Genomic DNA, 25,660 nt, shown 5'->3' with positions numbered 1-25,660 from the left:
AGCAATGACAACAGGAATCTCACTCAAACACTTATGGGTGCGTTATGAGCAACAATCTCTTTTTGATGATTTAAATGCTTATTTTGCACCCAAGCAGTGGCATAGTATTTTAGGTAGCTCTGGAGTAGGTAAAAGTACTTTGCTTAAGGTAATCGCAGGTATTGTTGAGCCTGTAGCGGGTGAGATTCTGGCAGATGACAATACCTCTTTAAGCCATCGCGTGGCTTGGATGGCTCAGGATGACTTGTTGTTGCCTTGGCTTAATGTTTTAGATAACATTTGCTTGGGATATACGCTTAGGAAAACAAAAACTGCAGAGATTATTGCTAAAGCACAACAGCTGCTAGATCAGGTGGGGTTAGCTGGGTTTGAGTCCCGATTGCCTGCACAGCTGTCTGGTGGACAGCGTCAACGAGTAGCCCTAGCAAGGACGCTGATAGAGGATAAACCTATTGTCCTGATTGATGAGCCTTTTTCTGCTTTGGATGTGGTTAGTAGATTACAAGTGCAGTCCTTATTTGTTGAACTATTAGCTGATAAGACAGTGATTTTGGTGACGCATGACCCTTTAGAGGCTCTGCGTTTAAGTCAAACGATATGGCTGATGAATAGTAATCCTGTTACACTACAGCAGGTTGTACAACTTGCTTCGGCAACTCCGCGAGCGATTGATGATGAAGAAGTATTGTATTGGCAGAATCAGTTGCTAAAAATGATGCAAAGAGGGGGTTAGGGGAGAATATCCTGGAGAGGGTATACAGATTAAAGCTAAAAAATATTACCTATAAAAGTCATAATCTATTAAGGGAGTAGAAGTGAGACATCGACTTTTCAGATTCTTCATAATTACCTTGGGTCTGCTCATATTATGGCAGGGCATTGTGTGGGCAACACAGCTTCCCAAGTTTATTCTTCCTGGTCCTTGGCTAGTCTTTGAAACCATGATAGAGCGTCGTGAGCTTATTGTGGAGCATGCTGGTGTAACTTTACTAGAAATTGTACTAGGCATGATTGTCGGTTGTGGACTAGGCTTTATCAGTGCCTTACTTTTGCAAGTGATTAAACCTATACGACCTTGGTTATTGCCTATTTTGGTTGTTAGTCAAGCGATTCCTGTTTTTGCCTTAGCACCGATTTTAATGATATGGTTTGGCTATGGTTTAACCTCTAAAATTGTGATGGCAAGTTTGATTATTTTCTTTCCTGTGACCTCTGCATGCTATGATGGTTTGCGTCAAACCCCACAGGATTGGCTTGATTTGGCTACTACCATGCAAGCAGACAAATGGAGGCAACTATGGCATATTCGTTTACCAGCTGCATTGCCCTCATTGGCATCAGGGTTGAGAGTGGCTGCAACAGTCGCCCCGATTGGTGCCGTTATTGGTGAATGGGTCGGCTCTAGTGCAGGATTAGGGTATATTATGTTGCAATCTAATGCACGTATGCAGGTCGATGTGATGTTTGCTTGTCTACTGGTATTAGCTTTTATGGCTTTATTACTTTATTTTGGCATTGATGTATTTCTACGCAGAAAAATGCCATGGGTTCAACACCGCTAAAGGAGATGCGATGAAATTGATTAAAAAAACAGTATTTGCAGGTACCGTTTTATTGGGAGCGGTTCAGTCGGTTTATGCTGCTGAAAAGGTACAGTTACTGCTAGATTGGTTTGTTAACCCAGACCATGCCGCATTAGTTGTCGCTCAGCAAAAAGGATTCTTTAAAGAGCAGGGGCTAGATGTTGAGATGATTGAGCCAGCCGACCCATCGACGGCTCCTAAACTAGTGGCAACGGGTAAGGCAGATATGGCAGTGACTTACCAACCGCAACTACATGTACAAATTGATGAGGGTTTGCCATTGACACGGGTAGGTACTCTGGTGGGTAAGCCGCTTAATTCTGTGGTGGTACTAGCCGATAGTGATATTAAGGATCTTAAAGACCTAAAGGGTAAAAAAGTAGGCTATTCGGTTAGTGGTTTTGAAGATGTGTTGCTAACGACCATGTTGACCCATAGTGGTGTGAATCCTAAAGATGTGGAAATGATTAATGTAAATTGGTCTTTATCTCCTTCCCTTATTGCCAAGAAAACGGATGCAGTGATTGGTGCTTTCCGTAACTTTGAGCTTAATCAGATGGATATTGAGGGGCACCCCGGGCGTGCATTTTTTGTTGAGGATTATGGTATTCCTAGCTATGAAGAGCTTATTCTTGTGGTAAACAATCAGCAACGAACTCAAGCAGACAAGTGGAAGCGCTTTGATGCTGCTTTAGATAAAGCAGTGGCATTTATTCAATCTCATCCAGAGCAGGCTTGGTCAGATTTTGTTAGTTATAAACCCAAGGAATTAAATACTGATTTAAATCGTCGTGCCTGGAAAGATACGGTACCTTATTTAGCAACGCAGGCTGCAAAACTAGACAAGGCAAAGTATGAGCATTTTGCTCAGTTTATGTTGGATAAAAAATTGATTAAAAAGGCTCCAACTGTAGACAGCTATGCTATCGAGCCTTAATCAGCACCAAGGAGCAAGGGCAATGTTCTTTAATCAGTTAAAACAAGCGGTACAACAAGACTGGGAGGCATATACGCAGCATGATTTCTTGCGTCAGCTTGCTATGGGTACTTTGCCAAAAGAGAGTTTCCAATATTATTTAAAACAGGACTACTTGTTCTTATTACACTTTACTCGGGCCTGGGGGTTGGCAATTTATAAAAGCCAGGATTTTCCGCAAATGCGCTATGCACAGGCTGGTGTCAATGCCATGTTGGATACTGAGATTCAGTTGCATATTGAGTATTGCCGTGATTGGGGTATTGCTGAGGAACAACTGATTAAAGAACCAGAGGCAAGTGCGTGTGTGGCTTATACACGTTATGTCTTGGATTGTGGTCTGCGAGGTTCCTTATTGGAGCTGCATACAGCATTGATGCCCTGCCTAGTAGGGTATGCGGAATCTGTCGATTGGATAATGCAACAGCCTTTTACGGTGTTGGATAACAATCCCTATCGTCCTTGGATTGAGATGTATGCTAGTCCAGAATATCGAGAGGCAGTACAGTTGGCTCAAGACCATCTTGAACAGATGGCAACTGATACAACGCCAGCACAGCAGCAGCGGTTGATAGAGATTTTTAGAACTGCAACTCGTATGGAAACGGCCTTTTGGGAGATGGGTTTACACCAACTTCCTTGATGGTCTAATGATGAATCAAGCTGAGGGCCTATTTCTTTTAAGCCCTTAGCTCATTAAAGAAAATAGAGAGAACGGTAGTGTTCTCATGGAGAGCTTAGCGTAAGCTAGCTTTTAGAGTAGCCTCGGGGACTAGCTTGGGAAGTAAAGCTAATGCCGCTTTGCTAGGTTTTTTTGCTCCGGATTGTTTGACTGCACGAGCAGCAACTTGACCAGAGAATTCATGACGTAAACGATTTAATAATTTCATAAAAAAGTTCCTTTTTAAAAATAATTATTGGAAGTGTTAATCAAGGTCTTATTAAGCAAAAAGTCCTTAATAAGATGTGAAGACAAGTGGACAAACCATGTAGACAAGATAGCTTGCCTAGTGACTTGGTCGATTATCAACACAGTGACAAGATTAACGGATATATATGTCAGGAATATGAAAAAATTAAGTGTCGTGAGAGGGTTGTTATTCCTGAAATCCTTGGATATTTGCAGGTGCTAAGCCTGTGCGAAGTTGATTAATTAAGGGCTGTAAAGCGATAAAGGCTTCATAAAGCTCAGCAAGAGTAGCAAGATGGGAAGTAAAAAGCATGTCTCAAAAATAATAATAGTTAAATACCCATCTATCCAAAGGATTCATTAACTATAACACAAAAAATAAAAAACACCAAACTTTAGTCAACTATTCTTGGTGGGGACTTCTGTGCCAAGAAAATGCTTTGGCTTTTTTTTGTGCTAGTGAACATGAGGCGGTGTTTGAGAGAAAAGCAATCTCTTTCAATCCACTCCTTTCAGTGAAAAGAGAGAAAGTGCCTGTTTTCGAACTTATTAATGATAGAATGAAGCCCGTCATTATTCAGAAAAACGCCTATGTACGCACAGATATTTACTTTTTTTATTGCTTCCCTGATTGTACTTAATCTTTCTCGTCTAGGATTGGTGTGTTGGCAGTTTGAGCGTGTGAAAAAGTATCGACTTGCCCCTTTATTCATTGGTGGCTTACGTATTGATTTGGCCACCTTGGGCAAACTGGTGATTCCATCCCTACTCTTTGCTCCTTGGTTGGATGGTAATTTATTAGCACAGCAAATCAATGCGGTCTGGTTATGTGTAGCAAGTCTATGTCTACTGATTCCTGAAGTGGCAAGTGCCCAGTTTATTATGGAATATGACACACGACCCAATCGTTTGTTTGTGGATTATTTAAAACATCCTCAAGAAGTTGTGGGTATGTTGTGGAAGGGGTTTAAGACCATTGTTATTATTGGGACATTAGGCGTAGTGTTATTGATGTGGGGGGCATTGTATTTATTCAAAGCACCTGCTGCTAGTTTGGGCAGTACATCATTATTGTGGCAGATAGTAGAGTTTCTCGTGAGTGCTGCGGTAGTGACATTGATGATTCGTGGTACGCTACAACACCGCCCTATTAATCCATCAACGGTGGCGTATTGCGGTGATAGCATGGTGAACACTTTGCCACTAAACTCACTTTATAGTGTTTATTATGCGGTGTATAGCATTAAAAATGAGCGTTCAGCCAAAGATGCTTATGAAAATATGGATGAAGATAAAGTCTATCAGTTAGTCAATCAGGCAGCAGGCATTACACCAGAACAGAATGAATTAAACATTCCTTCATGGCATTTTCAAACAGCAAGTCAAACGTACCAACGTCCTAAGAATATTGTGCTTATTGTGCAAGAGAGCTTAGGTGCGCAGTATATTGGTGGACTAGGTGGGCAAAATCTTAGTCCTTGCTTTGATAAACTTATGCAAGAGGGATGGGCGTTTCATCGTTGCTATGCCACAGGTACACGTTCGGTACGTGGTTTGGAAGCGGTGAGTAGTGGCTTTGCTCCTACGCTGTCAGATGCGGTGCTTCGTTTGACAAAATCGCAATCGCGTTTTTTTACCTTGGCACAGTTATTAAACCCTCTAGGCTATCGCTCTAGCTTTATCTATGGAGGGGAATCTCACTTTGATAATATGCGCTCCTACTTTCTAGGTAATGGTTTTAAAGAGCTTTATGATCGGGAGAGCTTTACAAATCCTGCCTTTGAGGGAACCTGGGGAGTGTCTGATGAGGATATGTTTGCTAAATTACATGAGGTTCTCATGGATGATTTAGAAACACCAAAATTAAGTCTTGCTTTTACTGTGACAAATCACACACCTTGGGAATATCCTGCTGGGCGTATTGAACCAGTCGGAGAGCCTGCTAGTGTTGAAAATTCAGTACGCTATGTGGATTGGTGTATTGGGCAGTTTTTTGAGAAAGCCAAGCAGTCTCCATACTGGCACAATACCTTGTTTTTAATTGTGGCCGACCATGATTCTCGTGTATGGGGGGACACCTTGGTGCCATTACGTCATTTTCATATTCCTGCATTGATTTTAGGTGCTGGTGTAGAGCCCAAGGCGGATAATCGTATTGTCAGTCAGTTGGATTTACCGGTGACTTTGTTATCACTGGCTGGTGTGAGTGCTTCTCACCCTATGATAGGACAGGATTTAACACATGCGGATGCTGGCGGTAGAGCGATGATGCAATACAACGATAACTATGGTTTTTTACAAGGTGATATTCTTACTGTATTGCAACCCAAACTACCGCCACAGCAGCTGCGGTATGAGGCTCCTGCTACTTATGTGCCACTAGAGTCAGATATTGCACTGCAGGAATTGGCACGTGCACATGCTATTTGGCCAACCTTGATGTATGAAAAAGGGCTTTATACGTTGCCTGAATTACATTCTAGGAAGTAAAATAGCATTTAAACTTTTTACAGGAAAAGAGCAATGGGTTTTTTAGCAAACAAAAAAATCTTAATTACAGGCTTATTGTCTGATCGTTCTATCGCTTATGGCATTGCTAAGGCTTGCCATGAACAGGGTGCTGAATTGGCATTTACTTATGTAGGTGATCGCTTCAAAGATCGTGTCACTGATTTTGCCAAAACTTTTGGTAGTGATATTGTCATTCCTTGTGATGTGTCTTCTGATGAGGAAATTACACAAGCTATTGAAAGTTTGTCTGCACGCTGGGACGGTCTAGATGGTCTTGTGCATTCTATCGGTTTTGCTCCTCGTGAAGCGATTGCTGGCGATTTTTTAGAGGGTATTTCCCGCGAGGCTTTTCGTGTAGCACACGATATTTCAGCCTATAGTTTCCCTGCGTTGGCAAAAGCAGCATTACCTCTTCTTGAAAAGAATCAAGGTGCTTTATTAACTTTAACCTATCTAGGTGCAGAAAAAGCAATCGCAAACTACAACACCATGGGTTTAGCTAAAGCCTCACTGGAAGCTAGTGTACGCTATGTTGCAAGCAGTTTGGGACCCAAAGGTATTCGTGCTAATGGCATCTCTGCTGGTCCTATTAAGACATTGGCGGCTTCTGGAATCAAGGGTTTCTCCACTATTTTAGACGCTGTAGAGCAAAATGCTCCATTACGTCGTAATGTGACTATCGAGGATGTGGGCAATGCAGCTGCATTCTTATTGTCTAATCTTGCTTCTGGTATTACTGGTGAGATTATCCATGTAGATAATGGTTTCTCTACTGTTGTCCCAGGGATGGCATAATGGCTATACGTCAAATCGTACTGGACACAGAGACTACTGGTATTGACATCTCTTTAGGCAACCGAATTATTGAACTAGGTTGTGTGGAGATGATTAACCGTGAGTTGACAGGCAATAACCTACATCTTTATTTCAATCCAGACAGGGATAGTGAAGAGGAGGCATTGCGTGTCCATGGTTTGACGACAGAATTCCTATCACAACATAATCGTTTTGCTGATGAAGTACAGCAAATTGTGGATTATCTCAGCGGAGCTGAACTGATTATTCACAATGCAAAGTTTGACGTAGGATTCTTAAATCATGAGCTGTCTTTGCTTAATCGCCCCCCACTAGAGACATTTGTCAGTGGGGTGATTGATACCTTAGAGCTGGCAAGACAGCAATTTCCCGGCAAGAAAAATAATCTGGATGCATTATGTTCTCGGTTCAATATTTCTAATGAGCACCGAGTGCTGCATGGAGCGTTGCTAGATGCAGAATTGCTAGCAGATGTTTACATTGCCATGACGCGAGGTCAGTTTGGGCTTGGCTTAGAAGAAGTAGAAGAAGAGCACCAAACTACAGTCAGTCAGCAAATATCTGCTCTTTCTTATGTTGATTTGCCAGTGATTTATGCTGATGCACAAGAGCTTGAGGCACACGACGCCTATGTCAAAGTTCTGGAAAAAGCATCAGGAGGGCCAACATTATGGAGGCCTGAGGCAGTAGAGCAGGCTTCCTAATCGTGGTATTTTCAGTGAATTAACTAATCCCGACAGGCAGATTGTGGTTATGTTTTCTACCAAGAGGGGGTCTGCTGAACTTATTGGGAGTTAGTAGACTGTTGTTATGTTTTCCACCAAGAGTTAGCCTGCGGTAGGCAGGCATGTATTACCACCGTTGATTTTTTTGTACATAATCACCGTATCAATCCAGCGTCCAAACTTGAACCCTGTGCCAGGCTCTACACCAACCATTTCAAACCCAAGTTTTTGATGTAGATTAATAGAGGCATGGTTTTCACTATCACCGATTACTGCAATAATAAGATGCCAAGGTCCTTGTTCTGCCAAACGAATTAATTCAGTTAGTAATAGTGTGCCAATCCCTTTACCAGTAAAGTTTTTATCAATGTAAATGGAATTTTCTACGGTGAAACGATAGGCTCGACGAGGGCGGTAGCGACCTAGATAAGCATAAGCACAGACTTTGCCCTCTATCTCTGCCACAATATAGGGATACCCATTGTCGGTGAGTTGATGAAAGCGTTGCGCCATCTCCTCTACACTGGGAACTTCCTCTTCAAAAGTGGCTGTGCCATGTAGTACATGATGTGCATATATGGCTTGGATAGCAGGGATGTCATTTAGAGTTGCTAAACGCACAGTAGGGGGCTTGGTCATGGTATCCCAAAATCAATAAAAATTTGAAATATAGCCTTTTATTTTACCATGTAGCATAAGGAACTTAAATCTGAAAAAATTTTTTTAGGTCTAGGGGGGCTAAATCGTTGCTAATTTCTACAGTCATCAAAAAAAGTTTTAAATTGGCTTACAATAGAAAAAGCAAGACACGAGACTCGCACATGGTGTGGAGTTAGTTGATAGTTGCTTTCTAGGAGTTTATTATGTACAAAAAGATTATCCTTCCTGTGGATGGTTCTGAAACCTCTGCCTTAGCGGCCAATGCAGGTATTACTTTTGCTCGTCAAGTGGGTGCTGAAATCGTAGCGATTAACGTAACCCAACCGTTTTCTACTCTGATTGGTTTTGATGGTATGGCGGCTTCCTACGCAATTTCTGATGGTGACTATGAAGAGGCTGCTAAAAAAGAAGCGCAAGAGTATTTGAAACCTGTTGTAGAGCGTGCACAAGCAGCGGGGGTCAAGGTGACTTCTGTTATTACTTCCAACTATAATGTAGCCGATGGTATTATTGAAGCCGCTAAAGAGCATGGTTGCGATTTAATTTATATTGCTACGCATGGTCGCAGTGGGTTGTCACGCTTATTGCTTGGTAGTGTAACTACAAAAGTAATTTCTTTGGCACCTATTTCTGTATTGGTATATCGTGCTGAGGGTTCTGAAGCGTAATTAACGTTTCCAGTTTGTCCTTATATTTTTTTAGGGCGTTTCTTTATGGCAAAGAGACGCCTTTTTATTGGCATTGCCCCTCTTTAGATTGACGATACCACTAGTTGTCACATCTTGTGGGCTTATGCTAGGATATGCAGAAGTCTTCTGTTTATTTTTAATATTTCCCCCACAATTATGGTCAAGATTTTCACCTCCTTTGCCTCTTTGTACTTTGCTATTTTGCTGTTGTCGCTAGGAACGGGTCTTTACAATACTTACGTCTCCCTCCGATTAACACAAGACGGGGTTTCTCAATCGTGGATTGGCTTGTTGATTTCTGCCTATTACTTTGGTTTGGTGATAGGTGTGCGAGTGGGGCATAAGCTTATCGGCCATTTTGGGCATATTCGTGCTTATGTGGCAAGTGCAGCCATTGTGACAGTAATGACGTTGACACAATCTCTCGTCCATATGATGGAAGTTTGGTTGTTATTCCGTGTCATTGTGGGTATTGCTATGGTCACCCAGTATATGGTGTTAGAAAGCTGGCTCAATGATCAGGCAGAGGCCAATAATCGAGGGATGGTTTTCTCGTTTTACATGATTATGAGTAGTTTGGGCATTATCCTTGGTCAAATGGCGATTAGTGCCTTTCCTAACTTAGATATTTCTGTATTGAATACGGTGGCCATGGTGATGAGTTTGGGACTGATTCCTATCGCATTAACTCATCGCGTTCACCCTACTTTGCAATCACAAGCTCCTTTAAATATTCGTGTCTATCTTAAAATGGTGCCTGTTCCTATGGTGGTATTGATGTTAGGGGGGTGTATCACCAGTGCTTTTTATAGTTTGGCAGCAGTATATGGAGCAAAAAATAGTCTTGATACCGAGCAAGTATCAATTTTGTTGTCTGCTTGTGTATTGACGGGGTTGTTGGCCCAATCTCCTATGGGATATTTGAGTGACCGATTTAACCGTTTACGCATGTTGCGGGTAAGTTCTTTTGGACTTATGCTGGCGACCATTCCGTTGATATTGTTGGGACAGCCTAGTTACCTTTTTCTGTTAATTACCTTTGCATGTATGGGCTGTCTTCAGTTCACTTTTTATCCATTGGCTGTTGCCCTTGCTAATGAGCATGTTTCTCAATCTCTACGAGTAGGACTAAGTGGAGTGCTGTTACTTGCATTTAGTATCGGTGCAACATTGGGACCTATTATTGCTGGTCGGTTGATGGATATAGGGGGGGCAGAGATGTACATTGTCTATGTCGCCACTTGTGCACTTGTTATGGGGGTATTTGTGAGTAAGATGCATGCCAATTATCGTCCTAATATTGAGAATGCACAGTTCGTTCCTATGGGGGTTGACATATCTCCTGCTCCTGTTGTGCATGAGCTGGATCCTCGAGTTAATGTTGAGCAAGATGTTTCTACTGACCCTGCGGTGATGGATCAGGTAAAGGATTTGGTACTTAATGCAGATGCACCTGTTAGTCCTATCGTCCCTAATTTACTTGTTGACGAGGAAGACTTTAAATGGGAGAAACAGGACGAAGTAAACCATAAAAACAGTGATGATGACAAGGTACAAGACCGTAAGAACAGCAATGAGGATAAGGTACAAGACCACAAAAACAGTGATGATGACAAGGTACAAGAGGGTTAATTTTGCCGTTTTTAACTTTTGATATAGTATGATTGTGGCGAGACAATGAATGAAGAAAATCCCTTTTAGAAAATACCCAAGTACTTCTTCTTTGCAGTGCTTTGAGGCTACTGCCCGACATTTAAGTTTTACTCAGGCAGCCAAAGAATTGCATATGACGCAAAGTGCCGTGAGTAAACAGGTGGCGCTACTGGAAAGCGTGTTGGAAACAGAGGTGTTTATTCGTCAGAAACAGCGGCTCACCCTAACTCCTGTAGGGCAGAAGTTTTTGGAAGAAACACGTGAAATTCTCAGTAAAATCGAAGACTCTGTGCTTAATGTGCTTGCTCATGGGAGTGAGGCAGCGACATTGCGTATTGTGACACATCCGACGTTTGGGTCGCGCTGGTTGATGAAGAAGCTGAAAGGGTTTGGTGCCGCACATCCAAATATTCATCTGGATATTCATGATGAGTTAGGAGATTTTTGTAACCGTGCCTATAGTGATATGGATATTGGTTTTCTGCATGGATGTGGGACATGGCCAGGTTTGCAAAGTGTGAAGTTATTGTCAGGGGATTTTGTTGCTGTTTGTGCCCCTGGTATTGATGTCCCTCCTTTAGAAGCGATTTGCAACCAAGGGTGTACCTTAATCCAATCACGTATTCGACCACGTGCCTGGACAGAGTATTTGTTTAATCAAGGTATTTCATGCGAGGATACTTTAAAAGGTCCCCGATTTGACTCGTTTTTTGCGGTGATTCATGCTGCATTAGCTGGGTGTGGTGTCGCTTTAGTTCCCGAATTATTGATTAAAGAGGAGCTAGATTCTGGACGATTGAAAATTGCTTGGCCATACCGTTTGCAGGTAGATGGTGCTTATTATATGGTGTATCCTCAAAATATGAAGTATGCCCCACATATCAAGACTATGGTGGATTGGATTTTGAAGCAGTTGGATGAACCGACATCCAGTGATGATGTCGGTTAAGTAGATAGAGAAAATATACTAATCACTCGGTGTTTCTACTACGCTGAGGGTGAATTCCACTTTTGTTTTTCCTGTGTTTTGATAGGTGTGAGGTTGGTCTGTTGTCCCGATAGCTGCTTGTCCTGCTTTAATGCGGAGTTGGTGGTTTCCCACAGAAAAACAGAGACATCCCTTGTGGACATAGACTAGTTCAACAGTGCCTCGGCTGTGAGCCGCAGAGACATAACTTTCTCCTGGTTGGAGTATCCATCGCCAAAGTTCAATCATAGTTGCACCTTTGCTACCTGCAAGTAGGGTCGCCTCACCACCCTCAGTGCCTTTCCACAGTACTGGCATTTCCGTTTGAGAAATTAAGCGGATAGTGGGTATTTCTTGTAGAGAAACTAACTCTGCGACAGATATGCCCAATGCAATTGCCAACTTACATAAAGTCGCAATGCTAGGATTTGCCTTGTGATTTTCAATATCCACTAGCATTCCTTTACTAATGCCAGCTTTTTGTGCCAACACATCAAGGGAAAGTTTATGTTGTTGACGATAGTTTTTTATCTTGTTGGCAACAGCCATATTAACAGAAGATGTATCCATTGTGTCGGTCGATATATTGACTTTTTTGGTCGATGATTGATATGATGTAAGCTCATGAATGATGACATAATGAGCGTACAATGATAACACTGAAACCGATTATTAGCCCAGAAATTTTTCAACTAGCCCCAGATTTTAAAGCAATCAGTATAAATGTACAGGCAGGTCCTGTTGTAGATGCAGAAGTGGGTGCTACTGCCCTGCGGCAAGCATGTGCTGATTATCTGCAGACACCTCCTGCTTGGGCAGAAGCACATTTACAGTCATGGGCGACAGTTTTTCAGCAATTTGGAGCCAAGCCCAAAAGGACACCTTGTTCAGCAGCGGCCCTTATTAAGCGAGTACAAAAAGACGGCATACTATCAAGTATTGATCCTATTGTTGATTTGTATAATGCAGTGAGCATTCGCTATGCTATCCCGGTTGGAGGGGAAAATAGTCTTGCTTATGTGGGTGTACCCCAGCTCGGTTTTGCCTCTGGGAAAGAGATTTTTGATACGGTAAAAGAGGGAGTCGCAGCTATTGAAAATCCAGAGGTTGGAGAGGTGATTTGGCATGATAATCAAGGGGTGACTTGTCGTCGTTGGAATTGGCGGCAAGGGACAAGAACACGTTTAAGCATTGACAATAGTGCTATGTGGTTTATCTTGGAAAGTCTCGGCACGCTACCTGTTGCAGAGCTAGAAAGTGCTGCCGCTATGCTGACATCAGGAATCCGTGCCATGATGCCAGCAGCGATTATTCAACAAGACTATATTGATGCACAGACGGCTTAAGGTAGGATGTCGGCTAATACCTCAATAGGGTGTTTCATGCGACGTTGCTCAACCAGCTTCACTTGACTACGGCATGAGTAACCTGTTGCCAGCATTTTGTCTTGGTGTTGGCGACTCTTTTCTGCCCATGACATTTGGTAGAGCTTTTCTGATTGTGAGCGATGCTCTGCCTCATGTCCATAGGTACCTGCCATGCCACAGCAACCTAAATTAAGCACCTTAAGATTAAGACCAAAATGAGCAAATACTTCTTGCCATTGTTTAGGGGCGGCAGGGACTTGGGTTTTCTCGGTACAGTGTGCAGCAAGATAATATTCTTGCTGGGTCATAGCATGTGCTGATTTGTCTTTAATCCAGTCTGTTAGCCATTCTTGCAGTAACTGCACATGGAAGTTGCCTTTCGGTTCAATATGCCCGTAGTGACGGCGATATTCTTGGCGATAGGTCAAAGTCACCGCTGGATCTACGCCTACAAGAGGCAATCCTCGAGCTTGGATTTGTGAAAGAATGACTTCATTTTTTGCACGTTGTGCCTCAAACTCTGCTAGATAACCATGTACATGGAGAGGTTTGCCATTGGGGAAATAAGGAAGTACATAGGCTTGTACGCCTAATTTTGCTAAAAAGCGTAGTAGGGCAATCCATAAGTCTGTATCAAAATAACGTGTAAATGCATCTTGTACAAGGACAACACCTGTTGCTTTAGCAGGTAAGTTGGATAAATCACGGTTTAATAATATCGCACCATAGTCACTCCAACGTAGATTACATGAGGGATGCAGAGAAGGCGATGCAACTAAACCAAAATATTCACGCTGGATTTTTTGTACCCACGCGTTGGCTTGTAATGTGTTATAAAGACTCGGAGCTTTAGCGATATAAGGTAATAATTTTTCTAAGTTAGCTAAGGCACTATCACGGCGTTGGCGAGGGTGCTTCGTATGAAAACGCTCTAAAAAACGTGCTTTAGAATCAGGAATATCCACCTTCACTGGACATTGCCCTGCACAGGACTTACATGATAAGCAGCCATGTAAGGCTTCATAGACTTCTTTATCAAAAGTATCACTGTTTTGTTGCACGGTCTCACGACGGAGCCACTCCTTGATCAAAGTTGCACGACCTTTGGGAGAGTGAATACGATTACGGGTGACCTTGTAAGAAGGGCACATAGGATCGTCTAAATCGTAGTTAAAACAGGCTCCGTTGCCATTACAGTGCATCATGCTACCAAACTCAGTCCAGTCTTTAGGGGAAACTTGCTTGTCGCGTTTACCTCTGAAATCAATAGCTGTTAGGTCGATTAATTTTGCTGTAGGAATAGTGTCTGGTGTGGCAATTTTGCCTGGATTGAGCTGGTTGCGGGTGTCAAAAAGTCCTTTGACTTTTTGGACTAATGGGTAGGCAGCTCCAAAAAATGTAGGCGCATAACCTGAACGTAGTCCCTTACCATGTTCACCCCAAATCACTCCACCATAGCGGTGAGTGAGCTCAACTACTTTATCACTGACTTTGCGGATGATTTGTTCGGCACTGTCGTCCTTCATATCAATTAATGGGCGTACATGTAGAACCCCGGCATCTACGTGACCAAACATCCCATAGTCCAATCCCATACTATCTAATAGGTGTCTGAATTCAGCAATATAATCAGCAAGGTTTTCTGGAGGAACTGCAGTGTCTTCTACAAAAGGTTGGGGGCGTTTTTCACCCTGTACATTACCTAATAAACCTACAGAGCGCTTACGCATGGCATATACATGCTTCACTTCAGTGCTGCCTTCTGCCACTGTAATAGAAAGGCGTTGAACACTATTATCATTTTTTAGGTGATCTAGGAATGCTTCTTTAAGTTGTTGTAAAGTGGCTGGGTCATCAGCATTGAGTTCAACTAGATTAATGCCTTGAGTGGGTACCTCTGTTTCGGGAAAATAACGAGCTACGTTTTGCCATACAATATCTTGCTTGGCTAGACCCAATACTTTAGAGTCAACCGTTTCAATAGAAAGTGGGTCTAGTGCCATTAAGGCTTTTGCATCACGCAATGCTGCTTGGAAATCTGTATAGCCAATGTTAATGAGTAGATTATGTTTAGGAATTGGCAGTACATTGAGTGTTGCTTCAGTTAAAAAGCCAAGAGAGCCCTCACTACCACAGAGAATGTTGTTAATGTTAAAAGTATCTTCTGTTAGTAAGTTGGGTAAATCGTATCCTGTAAGCGAGCGGTTAAGCACAGGGAAACTACGCTTAATAATCTCTTGATTATCTTGAGCAAGCTGGAAAAGTTGGCGATAGAGTGCTTGTTGATGCTCACTTTTATCAGAAATTTCAGATTCCCAGTTGTTGCGTGAAAGAGGTTTAGAATCAAGCACCTCACCACCAATTAAGACAGTTGATAGCTCCAACACATGATGGTGTGTTTTGCCATAGCGGCAACTTCCTTGTCCACTGGCATCAGTAGAAATCATGCCTCCGATGGTAGCACGGTTAGATGTAGATAGTTCTGGAGCAAAAAACAAACCATAGGGGGCCAGTGCGGCATTAAGCTGATCCTTGACTACACCTGCTTGTACACGAGCGGTACGTTTGACTGGGTCGATATGCAGAATGCGGTTCATATGTCGAGAAATATCTACAATGATACCGTCTGTGAGTGACTGACCATTGGTTCCCGTTCCACCACCACGAGGGGTAATCACGACTTGGCGAAACTCCTCTTGTTGCATCAAAGTAGCAATATGGATTAAGTCTTGTGTATTTTTTGGATACACCACAGCTTGGGGTTCTCTTTGATAAATAGAGTTGTCGGTAGAGAAAACCTGTCTGGCAGCATCGCTACTGTCAATATCCCCCTCAAAATGAGTGCATAGTGTATCTAAAAAGCGTTGTGTTACTTGGTTCATGGCGTAAAAAAGGGTACTAAAAAGTTTAGGCGATAATTTTTAAACACTGTCCAGCATGGTAGAGTGCTAATCCTGTATCATACAAAGAAGAGCGAAGACCACGAAAGGAAATGATATTATCCTCCAATTTGGTAAAAGGTAGAGGCAAAGCATCTCGATTATCATCTTGTAGGTATTGTGCAAAGGCTTTACCCAAAAGTGTACCTGTTGTAATACCACGTCCATTGTAGGCTGTAGCAGCGACGATACCTGGTGCTGGCTCAAAAATACGCATAATATGGTCAGTTGTAAAACCGAAACGACCACACCAGCGATATTGCCAATTTGCTTTTCCAGATAGCTCAGGGAAGTACTTTTTTAGCATGGTATTCGCCCAAGCAACATAAAGGCTTTCTTTGTTTTCTGAGAGACCTACAGTACCGAATAATAAACGGTCGTCTTTGTCTCGTCGGATACTTGAGAGCGCTTGGCGAGTATCCCAAGAACCATTACGATAAGGAAGGATTTTTCTTGAAATCTCTCCTTCAAGAGGCTCAGTGGCAATTTGATAGTAGCAAACAAAGTAAATGGTCTTGAGAATGTCTGTCCATTCACCTTCTGTGTAAGCATTGGTACTGATGATGACCTTATCTGTTTTAATTTGACCATTAGATGTGCAGACACGCCATTGGCTACCATCTTTTTCAATACGCGTAACTGACGTATCTTCATAAATTAGTACCCCAAGATTGTGGGCTGCTTTAGATAGACCTACGACATAGGCATAGGGGTTGACAGTACCTGCACGTTTATCTAACAAGGCCTTTTGAATAGAGGTGGTACCGCAATACTCATGACATTTGGCTCCTGTGAGTACCTCAACATCGGCTCCACGGCGTGAAAGTTGACGATAACGTTCGTCGACATCTGCCTCTCCTGCAGCATTGTGTCCCATATGTAGGTTACCTGTGCGAGTGTCTTGAGCATCAATGCCAAGGCGGTCAATAGTATCAAATACAAGTTTGGGTGCAGCACCAAGAGCAGCTGTGAGTTTTTCGCCAGCCTTTTCTCCAAGATACTTGTTTAAATCGTCTGGTTTAGCCCAAGTACCTGCATTGACTAGGCCTACATTACGACCAGAACCACCCGCCCCGATATGGTGTGCCTCTAGCAATACAACACGGTGCCCTGCTTCAGCGAGGTGAATCGCAGCAGAGAGTCCTGTATAACCTCCACCGATGACGCAGACATCGGCAACAGAATGGTTGGTCAGTTTGGGAAAGCGTTCAATCGAGTCAACAAGTGTTGGCCAAAGGATTTTATCTTGCAACATATCTAATTCCTTGGGTTCTGATGGCAGTAATGTCACCTGCAATAGTTTAATGTTTGTAAACAATGTATTCACTCAATGGCTGATGGATTAATCAGACCTTTAGTCAAGACACTGTAGAGATTACGCCACTTGCTAATTGAAATCAAATAACAAGTGGCTTTGCTCTATTAAGGAGCTTGTTATCCTATGGGTAGATAGCACCACTAATTAGGCTAGCACTGAGGCTAGAGCAATTATGCACCCTCCCAGTGAGCTGGTTTATTGGTATGTTCAAGTTCTGCTTTGGACGCCTTAGGAAAGAACACCCCAGTCACTGCCCATAATAGACCAAATAAGGGGGATAGCCAGCAAGCAAATGAGTATGGAGCATAGGTAAGTGTTGCCACTCCCATAGCACCAGCCACGAAAGCTCCCCCCATGTTCCATGGGATTAGCGGAGATAAGAGTGTACCGCAGTCCTCTGTGGCACGGGTTAAGTTAGTACGACTATAGCCCAGGTCTGTGTAGCGATCCTTCATAATACGACCAGACAGGGTTAATGTCGTATATACGTCTGCTGTTGTTACCCCTACACCGATTGTCACTCCATAAGATGTTAAAGCAAGACCTAAACGTCCCTTAACTACCTTGCGGACTTTTTCTTTGATGGCTCGTAATGTGCCATAGTACTCTAATGAGCCTACAAAAGATAAGGCCAAAATAGTCAATACAGTTACCCAAGTCATTGACATGATACCGCCTTTGGATAAGAGCTTATCCACTATTTCAAGCCCTGTTGTTGATTTATAGCCATCTAATAGGATTTTAAATAGCTCATGTACACTGACCCCTTGAGAAAATACAGCAATAACCGAAGCGATGAGTGTTCCTATTAACAAGGTGGGAAGTGCAGGGAATTTTAAGATGGCAGCACCAATAACCACAACAGCAGGGATAAGGGTGATTAAAGAAATATTGTAATGTGCCAGCATATTGTCACGAATGGCATCAATACGAGAGGTATCAGCAACGGTATTGGTATAGTCCATACCCAAATAAGCATAAATGGCAAGGGCGATAACCATAGCAGGGATTGTTGTTGGTAACATGCCTTTGATATGTTCCCAAAGACCAATTTCTGCGACTGCTGGAGTCAAGTTAGTGGTGTCAGAAAGCGGGGACATCTTATCACCAAAGAATGCTCCAGATACAATGGCACCGCAAGTCATTGCTGCTGGAATTCCAAGACCCTCACCTATCCCCATTAGAGCTAAACCTACAGTGCCTAATGTACCCCAGCTAGTACCAGTGGCAACGGACACAATGGAGCAAAGTAAACACACTGAGAATAGAAAACTGCCAGGAGAGAACCACCCAAAACCATAGTACAAAATAGTGGGGACTGTACCAGCAACAATCCATGCGGCGATAAGTGCACCAACAGAGAGTAATACGACGGTAGCAGGAAGACCAATCTTAACGATTTTGTACATATAGTTTTCCATGTCCATCCACTTGCCATGACGTAGGCGCACAAACAAGCCGGTAATCATGACACCGATGATTAAGGGAACATGAGCAGAAATCTCTTTAAAGTAGAGGAATTGCACTGCCATAATGATAACAGTAAGCAAGAGAGGTGCAATGTCTAGTAAAAAATTATTGCTTTTGGGGAGTCCCAGAGACTCATTTGCTGGGTTGTTGGTGGGATTATTCAGATCACTCATGATTTGTCTCCTCAAACAGATTAAACATTGATGTGGGGGATGTGGCAGTACTACTTTTCGCCTTTATTTTTATGGGTTGTTGATAGAGTATCGGTTGAGAGGACACTCTATCAACAATACTGGAGCTGGAGGATTAACCGAAGTTAATACCTTGAGCTAATGGTAAATCACGCGAGTAATTTACCGTATTGGTTTGACGGCGCATGTACGCTTTCCATGCATCTGAACCTGATTCACGACCACCGCCAGTTTCTTTTTCACCACCGAATGCACCTCCAATTTCTGCACCGCTTGTACCGATGTTGACATTGGCAATACCGCAGTCACTACCTGCGGCAGAAAGGAAGTATTCTGCTTCACGAATATCGTTGGTGAAAATGCAAGAAGAAAGACCTTGTGGTACATCATTTTGCATAGTAATTGCTTCGTCAAGCTCTTTGTATGTCATCACATACATAATGGGAGCAAAGGTCTCAGTCTTGACAACCTCATTTTGGCTATCCATTTCGACAATGGCTGGCTCAACATAGTAGGCATCAGGGTATTTGTCAGCTAATACACGGTTGCCACCAAACACTTTACCGCCTGCTGCACGAGCTTTTTCAAGCATGTTTTGCATTTGATCAAAGATTTGTTTGTCAATCAGTGGACCAACAAGATTACCCTCTAAAGGATTGCCGATAGTGACGGATTGGTAGGCCTTTTTCACTTTTGCTAAGACTTCGTCTTTTACTGATTCGTGTACGATAAGGCGACGTAATGTTGTGCAACGTTGACCAGCAGTACCTACAGCAGCGAAAAGGATGCCACGAATAGCTAGGTCTAAATCAGCACTAGGAGCAAGAATCATGGCATTGTTGCCACCAAGCTCTAGGATGCTGCGGCCAAAACGCTGCGCCACTTTAGGACCAACGATTTGACCCATACGAGTACTACCTGTGGCACTAATCAAAGGTACACGGTGGTCAGTGACTAATTTATCACCAATCACGCTGTTACCAACTAAGACTTGTGATAGGTTAGCAGGTGCATCACTGCCAAACTGGGCAACTGCTTTTTCAAATAGGGCTTGGCAAGCTAAAGCAGTAAGCGGAGTTTTTTCTGATGGTTTCCAGATGATAGAGTTACCACATACAAGAGCAAGAGCTGCATTCCATGACCATACAGCGACAGGGAAGTTGAAGGCAGAAATAATACCTACTACGCCTAGTGGGTGCCAGGTCTCACGCATATGATGACCTGGGCGTTCAGAGGCAATAGTTAAACCATATAGTTGACGTGATAAACCAACAGCAAAGTCGCAAATATCAATCATTTCTTGTACTTCGCCAAGACCTTCTTGAGTGATTTTACCTGCTTCAAGTGACACTAACTTACCAAGGTCTTCTTTGTGTTCACGTAAAACATTGCCAAGAATACGAACGAGCTCTCCACGACGAGGAGCGGGAACTTTGCGCCATGCCTCAAATGCTTTTTGGGCATTTTGAATTTGGGTTTCTACATCTGCCTCGGTATGTTCAACAACAGTGCCAATAGTTGCCCCATCAATAGGTGAACGTACAGAGAGCGTTCCTTCTGTGTAGCTTTTAGGGCATACCCCCATTTTATTTAGTAATTCATTAACAACAGCATTGCTCATTGTTTGCTCCTTTTTAAAATATCATTAAAATTTCACAGATTATTTGTTGTGATGATTTATGTGTTTTCGACATTATCGTGATCAGGATGTCCTTTTTCAGTCTGATCTACAATTTTGGCACCCACTAAATCACCAGTCACATTACCGAGAGTGAAAACCATATCAACAAGAATATTGATACCAGCAGTGAGGGCTACAATTTCAATAGGTAGGCCTGCTTGTGTAAATACGATAGACATACCAATCAACCCAGCCCCAGGAACACCAGCAGTACCAACGGCTGCCATCGTACCAATGATGACGATAGTAGCTAAATCACCGACAGAGAAATGTAGACCTGTAATTTCAGCAGCGAAAATGACTGCAACACCAAAACGTAAGGCAGTACCATTCATGTTGACGGTCGCCCCGATAGGCAAGGTTAAACGAGCAACACGCTCACCGATACCGGCTTTTTCAGCACATTTCAATGTGATAGGAAGAGTTCCTAAACTGCTACTAGTTACAAAAGAGGTAAACATGGCTTCTTTGACATCACGGTAGAATTTGAGAACTTGCACACCAAATACTTTCATCATGATGGGATATACCACTATGATGAGTAGAATAACCCCGATGTAAGAAGTACCAATAAATTTACTTAAGGCAATCACTAAATCCATACCTTGGTTACCAACAGTATTAGCGGTAATACCAACTACCCCGAGAGGTGCATATTGCAAAATACCATTAAGAATCTTGGTAACAACTTCATTAGCAGCGTCAACGATGCGGAAGATTAATTCCCCCATTTCACGCTCTCTGTCATTACTAGAATGACGTAAAAATAAGATAGCTAACCCTACTACGATAGACACAAACACCACTGCTAGGATGTCGCCTTTGGAGAGTGCTGAGAATACGTTGCTAGGAACCATGTTAATTAGGGTATCCATGAACGATGGCTTTTCTGGCACCACCACTTGTGCATTAGAGGGTAGGCTTAAACCTACGCCTGGGTGTGTCCATTTGGCAAGGAAAATACCTAAAACAACTGAAACCCCTGTTGCAAAAATATAGAAAGGGAAGATTTTTAGACCAATACGCCCCAGTTCGCGAGGATTAGAGTGATTAACTGCTACCATAAGTGCCAGAGCAACTAATGGGATAACAATCATTTTGAGTAAATTCAAAAATAATTTACCTAGAGGAGCCAATATGTCACTAGATGGCCCCAAAATAAGACCTAGAACAATCCCCAAAACAAAGCCAGTAGTCATTTTTAGCATAAATGATTGGCGTAAATAGGCTCTAAATAAAGCTTTCATAGAAATTACTCCTACGATTTTTATTGTTAATATGTGATGGTTAAGTGGTACCACTCGGTTATGGGTAGGAGCGATACCACGGATACATAATTATTTATTCAGCTGGGCTAAACAGAAATCAATGGATTTTTGTTGTGTAGCTTCATAAAGGGCAATTTCATTGGCTACAGTTGCTCCCAAGGCTTTCTCAAACTCTTGACGATTAGAATTTTCGTCGTATTGTTTTTGACCGTTTTCGCCTAGGTTAGATTGGAAAATACCGGCAGCAGAAACAGGCAAGAAGTCTTCGTAAACAATAGGTTCAAAATCAATAATGCCTTCTGCGATTAATGCTTCTAAGTCGTTGGCAGTGACTTTGTGGTCAACAGATTTTCCTTCGTTTACTGTGTAGTGGAAGAAAGCAAGACCTTGTTGGCGTAATTCATCATATGTATCAGGATAAACGCTGAATTTCTCTGTCAGTGTCTGCATATATTGATCTCGATTTGCCTCTGTTGGGGCTCCACCAACTGCTGCACGAGTAGCTTTGAGTAATTCATCATAGAGTTTACGGCCTTTCTCAGTCACGGCTACTCCACGTTGTTCGATTTCACCAAAACGAGCTGTGTGACTACCGGCTGTATCACCACCACCGGCAAATACTACTTTTTCTTCAAGTGCCTTGAAACTGGTTTGACGAAGTAGGATAGGGCATTTACGACGTGGAGGTCCTTCGACGACTGCTTTAGGTGTAATACCACGGTCTTTCATGCCTACTTGTACGGCATCAATATCCAATGTGCGTGGAGTGAGGTGGTTGATATGTGGTCCTTTAAATGCCACAATATCTGCAATTAGGCGATGTTGATCATGTAGTTGTTGGTACAACTCTTTAGATACTGGGGAGTCTTGGTGCCAGCGGAAAGTTTCCAATGCTTCACGCACAAACTCATCCGCTTGTTCTTCAGTTAATCCACCATTTTTCTCAAATAACTCCACAAGTTCTAAACAGCGAGGGGTGAAAATTTGACGTTTGGCGAGAATCTCTGCAGCTGTATTGCGAAGCGCTTCGTTATCAATTAGTTCAAGACGAAGTAGTGAGGTGAAAATACGGAATGGACAGTTATTAAGAGACTCAGAATCAATTGCTCGAAATACAGTAGAGTGTACAGGTACGCCAGCTGGAGCCAAGTCATAATAGCCAACGGGGTACATACCCATCACTGCAAATACTCGACGGATATTGAAAAGCTCTTCCGCTTTACCAATACGGATTGCTCCGTGACGCTCTAGGTTAAGACGAGGCATCTCACCAGTTTTCTCAAGAATGGCTTTGATTTCAGGATCTTTAGCTAGCGTGTCACGATTAACGTCGGCAACAAGATCCACTAATTTTCCGTAAAGTGGTACCTCTGTTTGATACATATCCGACATTAATAAAGAGAATTTCATACGAATGCTGTCTGCATTTGCCCAGTTAGACATATCTGCTCCTTTGTTTTAAGTCTTAATAATTTAAAGTTGATTAGTTTCTCGTAGAACGCTTTCGAAGATAGTAAGACCTTCGTTTAATAGTTGAGGTTCAATCGTAATAGGGGTGAGTAAACGGATGATATGGCGATATTTGCCACTAGGCATAAGCAATAATCCTTTCTCACGGGCAGATTTGAGGATATGTGCTACGACTTCTGTGCCATAACCGCGTTCGGCATGTTTGAACTCAATACCGCGCATAGCTCCAATACCTGTTAGATTGCCTAACCATGGTGTGATTTTTTCATTCATCCAACGTTGGTGTGTTTTTTCAATAGTTTGAGCATAATAGCGAGCACTTTCCCAGACCTCGCTACCTGACATAATGTCTAAAGTAGCAAGTGCTGCAGCACAAGCAACAGGATTTCCTGAATAAGTTCCTCCTAGACTACCTACTGGAGGGTAGTTCATCCATTCGGCTTTCCCAATAACAGCCCCTAGTGGCATGCCTCCAGCAATACTTTTAGCAAGTAAGAGCAAGTCTGGCTCAACACCAAGGTGGGTAAAGGCAAAAGGTGTACCAGTGCGACCAAAACCAGATTGGATTTCGTCGAAAATAAGGGCAATCCCGTTTTGAGTACAAAACTCTCGAAGATAGGTAGCGAATTCTTTGTCTAGTAACAAGAACCCTCCCTCACCAATAACAGGCTCGACAATAACAGCAGCGATATTATTAACATCCACCTCGACTTCGATAAGACGTTTAAGTGCGGCCTGTGTATCTTGAGCTGAAACGCCGTTATTGGGGCTAGGATATGGTAAGTGATAAACAGGGCCAGGCAATGGGCCTAGACCTTTTTTATAGGGTGCTACTTTACCGTTAAGATTGACAGCAGCTAGAGTGCGTCCATGGAAACCACCATCAAAAGCAATGACTCCAGTACGACCAGTTTTGATACGTGCCACTTTAAGGGCATTTTCGGTGGATTCAGCTCCACAGTTGGTTAGCATCCCAGCTAATTCTCCGCTGATTGGTACAAAATCCACCAAACGAGCCATGAGTTGTTTATAGGGACCATGCTCTGCTGCATTAAATGCATAGTGGGTTAGTTGTGATGCTTGGTGTTGAATAGCAGCCACGATTTGTGGATGACAATGACCAAGGTTAAGTACACCAATACCACCGATGAAATCAATATAACGTTTGCCCGTATCATCCCATACCTCTGCATTCTTTCCATGAGAAAGCGTGATAGGATGAACTAAACCTAATGCACTAGAAATGCCTTTACGATTCATAATTCACTCACTGAAATTAACTGAAATCCATATTAAAACTTTATGACAGCGAACAGCAAGCGAATAATTTTCAGGTGTTTATTCCATTTTTTCGTAAACTCGCAAGAAATAGAGTGAATTGGAATAATATTAACTGTAGAAAAGAGTTGCGGATAACGGTGTGGGTGACGAGAGTGGATAGAAGTGTAGGAAAGCGTTGCGAGTATAGAAAAGAGTTGCGGATAACGGTGTGGGTGACGAGAGTGGATAGAAGTGTAGGAAAGCGTTGCGAGTATAGAAAAGAGTTGCAGATAGAGGGTATAGATAAAGGTGTGGCAGTAATCTGAGATTTAAGATTACCGCCATATTAAGGTGCTAGCTGCGTAATGCCCAAAAATAAAGGAGGCAAACGGCAATGATAGCTAGTACAATCCCTAGTGCATTAAGTCTGGATATTTTTTCCCTAAAGATTATGGAGCCTACAATGGTGCCTAGTGTAATAACTCCAATATTCATCGTGGCAAAAACAAGAGTTGGGTTGGCCTTAAATACTTGATGTGCTTTAATATAGAACAAAATGTTCCCAAAATTGAATAGACCAAGAATAATTCCTGCAATGATGGAAGTGAGATTAAAGCTGGCACGCATGACAAAAAGATAAATAAACATGAGTAAGCCAGCAAGTGCAAAGGTGATAAGTAGTCCAGTAGAAAATGCTGTTCCGGTTTTGGCAAACTGTTTGAAGCAAATATCAATAACACCATAACCTACCCATACAAGGAATAGGAAAATAGGTGCATGCTGATTTTGGCTATCAGTCAGCGGTTTATACAGTAAGCATAGCAGGGCACAGAATGCTACGAATAGACTGATTAAACGAGGCAAAGACACAAGCTCGCCAAAGAGCAAAAAAGAGGCGAGGATAGGGATAAAAAGCGATAAACGTTGAGCTGCATCAGAGCGGACTATCCCAGCTGTTTCTACCGCACGAAACATCATAATAAATACTGAGGGTAGTAATACGCCAAGTGCAATAAATAAACTCCAAGGCTGGTTATCTACATGTTGCGGTAGTGCAGGCTGAAGTATAAACCATGTGAGTGCTACTGCTGTCACATAGTTAAAAGCAATAGCTTGACGAATATCTACATGGTTGCGACGAGCAATTTTCAGCAAAACAGAGACGACAACGCTGCACAGTATACTAAAAGCTAAATATTCCATAAT

Annotated in this window: 23 protein-coding genes; 11 read left to right on the top strand and 12 right to left on the bottom strand. The window is 42.5% G+C overall.

All coding sequences use genetic code 11. The features are described from left to right. Positions 1 to 4 precede the first annotated feature (4 nt). The 4 genes from HKX40_RS07595 to tenA all read left to right on the top strand — a co-directional run bounded on the left by HKX40_RS07595 (position 5) and on the right by tenA (position 3,202). Complete coding sequence (locus HKX40_RS07595; protein ID WP_171588978.1) at positions 5 to 733, top strand: ABC transporter ATP-binding protein; 729 nt, start codon at positions 5 to 7, stop codon at positions 731 to 733. A gap of 82 nt (positions 734 to 815) precedes the next feature. Beyond that, a complete protein-coding gene (locus HKX40_RS07590; RefSeq protein ID WP_171588977.1) occupies positions 816 to 1,562 on the top strand; it encodes an ABC transporter permease subunit in 747 nt (248 codons plus the stop codon). Between the two features lie 10 nt (positions 1,563 to 1,572). Further along, positions 1,573 to 2,520 (top strand): ABC transporter substrate-binding protein, encoded by a 948-nt coding sequence (locus tag HKX40_RS07585; RefSeq protein WP_171588976.1) that lies wholly within the window; start codon positions 1,573 to 1,575, stop codon positions 2,518 to 2,520. A 22-nt stretch (positions 2,521 to 2,542) separates the two neighbouring features. Continuing rightward, positions 2,543 to 3,202, top strand: a complete 660-nt coding sequence (gene tenA / locus HKX40_RS07580) for a thiaminase II (RefSeq protein WP_171588975.1) — start codon at positions 2,543 to 2,545, stop codon at positions 3,200 to 3,202. A 94-nt stretch (positions 3,203 to 3,296) separates the two neighbouring features. Here the strand turns inward: tenA and HKX40_RS07575 are convergent, their stop codons facing one another. Together HKX40_RS07575 and HKX40_RS10805 are read right to left on the bottom strand one after the other, a co-directional pair. After that, complete coding sequence (locus HKX40_RS07575; RefSeq protein ID WP_171588974.1) at positions 3,297 to 3,449, bottom strand: hypothetical protein; 153 nt, start codon at positions 3,447 to 3,449, stop codon at positions 3,297 to 3,299. Positions 3,450 to 3,656: 207 nt separating this feature from the next. Next, positions 3,657 to 3,782 carry a hypothetical protein gene (locus tag HKX40_RS10805; RefSeq protein WP_281360244.1) on the bottom strand — a complete coding sequence of 42 codons (126 nt, stop codon included), beginning with the start codon at positions 3,780 to 3,782 and terminating at the stop codon, positions 3,657 to 3,659. A gap of 278 nt (positions 3,783 to 4,060) precedes the next feature. Between HKX40_RS10805 and HKX40_RS07570 the strand changes: the two genes are divergently transcribed. From HKX40_RS07570 to dnaQ, 3 genes are read left to right on the top strand one after another with little or no spacing between them, the layout of a single operon-like run. Then, positions 4,061 to 5,959, top strand: a complete 1,899-nt coding sequence (locus HKX40_RS07570) for an LTA synthase family protein (protein WP_171588973.1) — start codon at positions 4,061 to 4,063, stop codon at positions 5,957 to 5,959. A 33-nt stretch (positions 5,960 to 5,992) separates the two neighbouring features. Beyond that, on the top strand, positions 5,993 to 6,775 hold the full coding sequence (gene fabI, locus HKX40_RS07565) for an enoyl-ACP reductase FabI (protein WP_171588972.1): 783 nt from the start codon (positions 5,993 to 5,995) through the stop codon (positions 6,773 to 6,775). Further along, positions 6,775 to 7,500 (top strand): DNA polymerase III subunit epsilon, encoded by a 726-nt coding sequence (gene dnaQ / locus HKX40_RS07560; protein ID WP_171588971.1) that lies wholly within the window; start codon positions 6,775 to 6,777, stop codon positions 7,498 to 7,500. The genes fabI and dnaQ overlap by 1 nt, the downstream gene beginning before the upstream one ends. A gap of 123 nt (positions 7,501 to 7,623) precedes the next feature. Here the strand turns inward: dnaQ and HKX40_RS07555 are convergent, their stop codons facing one another. Further along, positions 7,624 to 8,160 carry a GNAT family N-acetyltransferase gene (locus HKX40_RS07555; RefSeq protein WP_171588970.1) on the bottom strand — a complete coding sequence of 179 codons (537 nt, stop codon included), beginning with the start codon at positions 8,158 to 8,160 and terminating at the stop codon, positions 7,624 to 7,626. Between the two features lie 224 nt (positions 8,161 to 8,384). Between HKX40_RS07555 and HKX40_RS07550 the strand changes: the two genes are divergently transcribed. From HKX40_RS07550 to HKX40_RS07540, 3 genes are all read left to right on the top strand, one after another. Beyond that, positions 8,385 to 8,849 (top strand): universal stress protein, encoded by a 465-nt coding sequence (locus tag HKX40_RS07550; RefSeq protein WP_171588969.1) that lies wholly within the window; start codon positions 8,385 to 8,387, stop codon positions 8,847 to 8,849. Positions 8,850 to 9,026: 177 nt separating this feature from the next. Then, positions 9,027 to 10,502: an MFS transporter gene (locus tag HKX40_RS07545; protein ID WP_171588968.1), complete on the top strand. Its 1,476-nt coding sequence runs from the start codon at positions 9,027 to 9,029 to the stop codon at positions 10,500 to 10,502. Between the two features lie 49 nt (positions 10,503 to 10,551). Next, positions 10,552 to 11,472, top strand: a complete 921-nt coding sequence (locus HKX40_RS07540; protein ID WP_171588967.1) for a LysR substrate-binding domain-containing protein — start codon at positions 10,552 to 10,554, stop codon at positions 11,470 to 11,472. A gap of 18 nt (positions 11,473 to 11,490) precedes the next feature. Here the strand turns inward: HKX40_RS07540 and HKX40_RS07535 are convergent, their stop codons facing one another. Then, positions 11,491 to 12,060 carry a helix-turn-helix domain-containing protein gene (locus HKX40_RS07535; protein ID WP_171588966.1) on the bottom strand — a complete coding sequence of 190 codons (570 nt, stop codon included), beginning with the start codon at positions 12,058 to 12,060 and terminating at the stop codon, positions 11,491 to 11,493. Positions 12,061 to 12,140: 80 nt separating this feature from the next. On the opposite strand from HKX40_RS07535, the gene HKX40_RS07530 reads away from it, so the two are divergent. Continuing rightward, positions 12,141 to 12,836: a B3/B4 domain-containing protein gene (locus tag HKX40_RS07530; RefSeq protein ID WP_171588965.1), complete on the top strand. Its 696-nt coding sequence runs from the start codon at positions 12,141 to 12,143 to the stop codon at positions 12,834 to 12,836. Here the strand turns inward: HKX40_RS07530 and HKX40_RS07525 are convergent. The 8 genes from HKX40_RS07525 to HKX40_RS07490 form a co-directional block, all read right to left on the bottom strand. Then, positions 12,833 to 15,739: an FAD-binding and (Fe-S)-binding domain-containing protein gene (locus tag HKX40_RS07525; protein ID WP_171588964.1), complete on the bottom strand. Its 2,907-nt coding sequence runs from the start codon at positions 15,737 to 15,739 to the stop codon at positions 12,833 to 12,835. The two genes, HKX40_RS07530 and HKX40_RS07525, sit on opposite strands and share 4 nt — an antisense overlap. 25 nt (positions 15,740 to 15,764) lie before the next feature. Then, positions 15,765 to 17,051: an L-pipecolate oxidase gene (gene amaA, locus HKX40_RS07520; RefSeq protein ID WP_171588963.1), complete on the bottom strand. Its 1,287-nt coding sequence runs from the start codon at positions 17,049 to 17,051 to the stop codon at positions 15,765 to 15,767. A gap of 233 nt (positions 17,052 to 17,284) precedes the next feature. After that, the gene (nhaC, locus tag HKX40_RS07515; protein ID WP_171588962.1) at positions 17,285 to 18,757 is read right to left on the bottom strand and encodes a Na+/H+ antiporter NhaC; all 1,473 of its coding nucleotides are present in this window, start codon (positions 18,755 to 18,757) and stop codon (positions 17,285 to 17,287) included. Positions 18,758 to 18,890: 133 nt separating this feature from the next. Further along, positions 18,891 to 20,396: an L-piperidine-6-carboxylate dehydrogenase gene (gene amaB, locus HKX40_RS07510; RefSeq protein WP_171588961.1), complete on the bottom strand. Its 1,506-nt coding sequence runs from the start codon at positions 20,394 to 20,396 to the stop codon at positions 18,891 to 18,893. A 56-nt stretch (positions 20,397 to 20,452) separates the two neighbouring features. Then, positions 20,453 to 21,703, bottom strand: a complete 1,251-nt coding sequence (locus HKX40_RS07505; RefSeq protein WP_246233636.1) for a dicarboxylate/amino acid:cation symporter — start codon at positions 21,701 to 21,703, stop codon at positions 20,453 to 20,455. A gap of 90 nt (positions 21,704 to 21,793) precedes the next feature. Beyond that, a complete protein-coding gene (gene hglS, locus HKX40_RS07500; protein WP_171588960.1) occupies positions 21,794 to 23,167 on the bottom strand; it encodes a 2-oxoadipate dioxygenase/decarboxylase HglS in 1,374 nt (457 codons plus the stop codon). A 30-nt stretch (positions 23,168 to 23,197) separates the two neighbouring features. After that, on the bottom strand, positions 23,198 to 24,454 hold the full coding sequence (locus HKX40_RS07495) for a 2-aminoadipate transaminase (protein WP_171588959.1): 1,257 nt from the start codon (positions 24,452 to 24,454) through the stop codon (positions 23,198 to 23,200). 354 nt (positions 24,455 to 24,808) lie between these two features. Continuing rightward, positions 24,809 to 25,657 (bottom strand): DMT family transporter, encoded by an 849-nt coding sequence (locus HKX40_RS07490; protein ID WP_171588958.1) that lies wholly within the window; start codon positions 25,655 to 25,657, stop codon positions 24,809 to 24,811. Positions 25,658 to 25,660: the final 3 nt, after the last annotated feature.

Source organism: Pelistega europaea (assembly GCF_013133775.1).
GTDB lineage: Bacteria > Pseudomonadota > Gammaproteobacteria > Burkholderiales > Burkholderiaceae_B > Taylorella > Taylorella europaea.
The sequence above is the reverse complement of the archived record's forward strand: the minus strand, read 5'-3'. Positions and strand labels throughout refer to the sequence as shown.

Coding starts and splice junctions, on each gene's coding strand:
- amaB (WP_171588961.1), bottom strand. CDS start 20,396: ATGAGCAATGCTGTTGTTAATGAATTACTAAATAAAATGGGGGTATGC.
- HKX40_RS07505 (WP_246233636.1), bottom strand. CDS start 21,703: ATGAAAGCTTTATTTAGAGCCTATTTACGCCAATCATTTATGCTAAAA.
- dnaQ (WP_171588971.1), top strand. CDS start 6,775: ATGGCTATACGTCAAATCGTACTGGACACAGAGACTACTGGTATTGAC.
- nhaC (WP_171588962.1), bottom strand. CDS start 18,757: ATGAGTGATCTGAATAATCCCACCAACAACCCAGCAAATGAGTCTCTG.
- HKX40_RS10805 (WP_281360244.1), bottom strand. CDS start 3,782: ATGCTTTTTACTTCCCATCTTGCTACTCTTGCTGAGCTTTATGAAGCC.
- HKX40_RS07540 (WP_171588967.1), top strand. CDS start 10,552: ATGAAGAAAATCCCTTTTAGAAAATACCCAAGTACTTCTTCTTTGCAG.
- HKX40_RS07595 (WP_171588978.1), top strand. CDS start 5: ATGACAACAGGAATCTCACTCAAACACTTATGGGTGCGTTATGAGCAA.
- hglS (WP_171588960.1), bottom strand. CDS start 23,167: ATGTCTAACTGGGCAAATGCAGACAGCATTCGTATGAAATTCTCTTTA.
- HKX40_RS07490 (WP_171588958.1), bottom strand. CDS start 25,657: ATGGAATATTTAGCTTTTAGTATACTGTGCAGCGTTGTCGTCTCTGTT.
- HKX40_RS07525 (WP_171588964.1), bottom strand. CDS start 15,739: ATGAACCAAGTAACACAACGCTTTTTAGATACACTATGCACTCATTTT.
- HKX40_RS07575 (WP_171588974.1), bottom strand. CDS start 3,449: ATGAAATTATTAAATCGTTTACGTCATGAATTCTCTGGTCAAGTTGCT.
- HKX40_RS07585 (WP_171588976.1), top strand. CDS start 1,573: ATGAAATTGATTAAAAAAACAGTATTTGCAGGTACCGTTTTATTGGGA.
- HKX40_RS07495 (WP_171588959.1), bottom strand. CDS start 24,454: ATGAATCGTAAAGGCATTTCTAGTGCATTAGGTTTAGTTCATCCTATC.
- amaA (WP_171588963.1), bottom strand. CDS start 17,051: ATGTTGCAAGATAAAATCCTTTGGCCAACACTTGTTGACTCGATTGAA.
- HKX40_RS07570 (WP_171588973.1), top strand. CDS start 4,061: ATGTACGCACAGATATTTACTTTTTTTATTGCTTCCCTGATTGTACTT.
- fabI (WP_171588972.1), top strand. CDS start 5,993: ATGGGTTTTTTAGCAAACAAAAAAATCTTAATTACAGGCTTATTGTCT.
- HKX40_RS07530 (WP_171588965.1), top strand. CDS start 12,141: ATGATAACACTGAAACCGATTATTAGCCCAGAAATTTTTCAACTAGCC.
- HKX40_RS07535 (WP_171588966.1), bottom strand. CDS start 12,060: ATGGATACATCTTCTGTTAATATGGCTGTTGCCAACAAGATAAAAAAC.
- HKX40_RS07550 (WP_171588969.1), top strand. CDS start 8,385: ATGTACAAAAAGATTATCCTTCCTGTGGATGGTTCTGAAACCTCTGCC.
- HKX40_RS07555 (WP_171588970.1), bottom strand. CDS start 8,160: ATGACCAAGCCCCCTACTGTGCGTTTAGCAACTCTAAATGACATCCCT.
- HKX40_RS07545 (WP_171588968.1), top strand. CDS start 9,027: ATGGTCAAGATTTTCACCTCCTTTGCCTCTTTGTACTTTGCTATTTTG.
- tenA (WP_171588975.1), top strand. CDS start 2,543: ATGTTCTTTAATCAGTTAAAACAAGCGGTACAACAAGACTGGGAGGCA.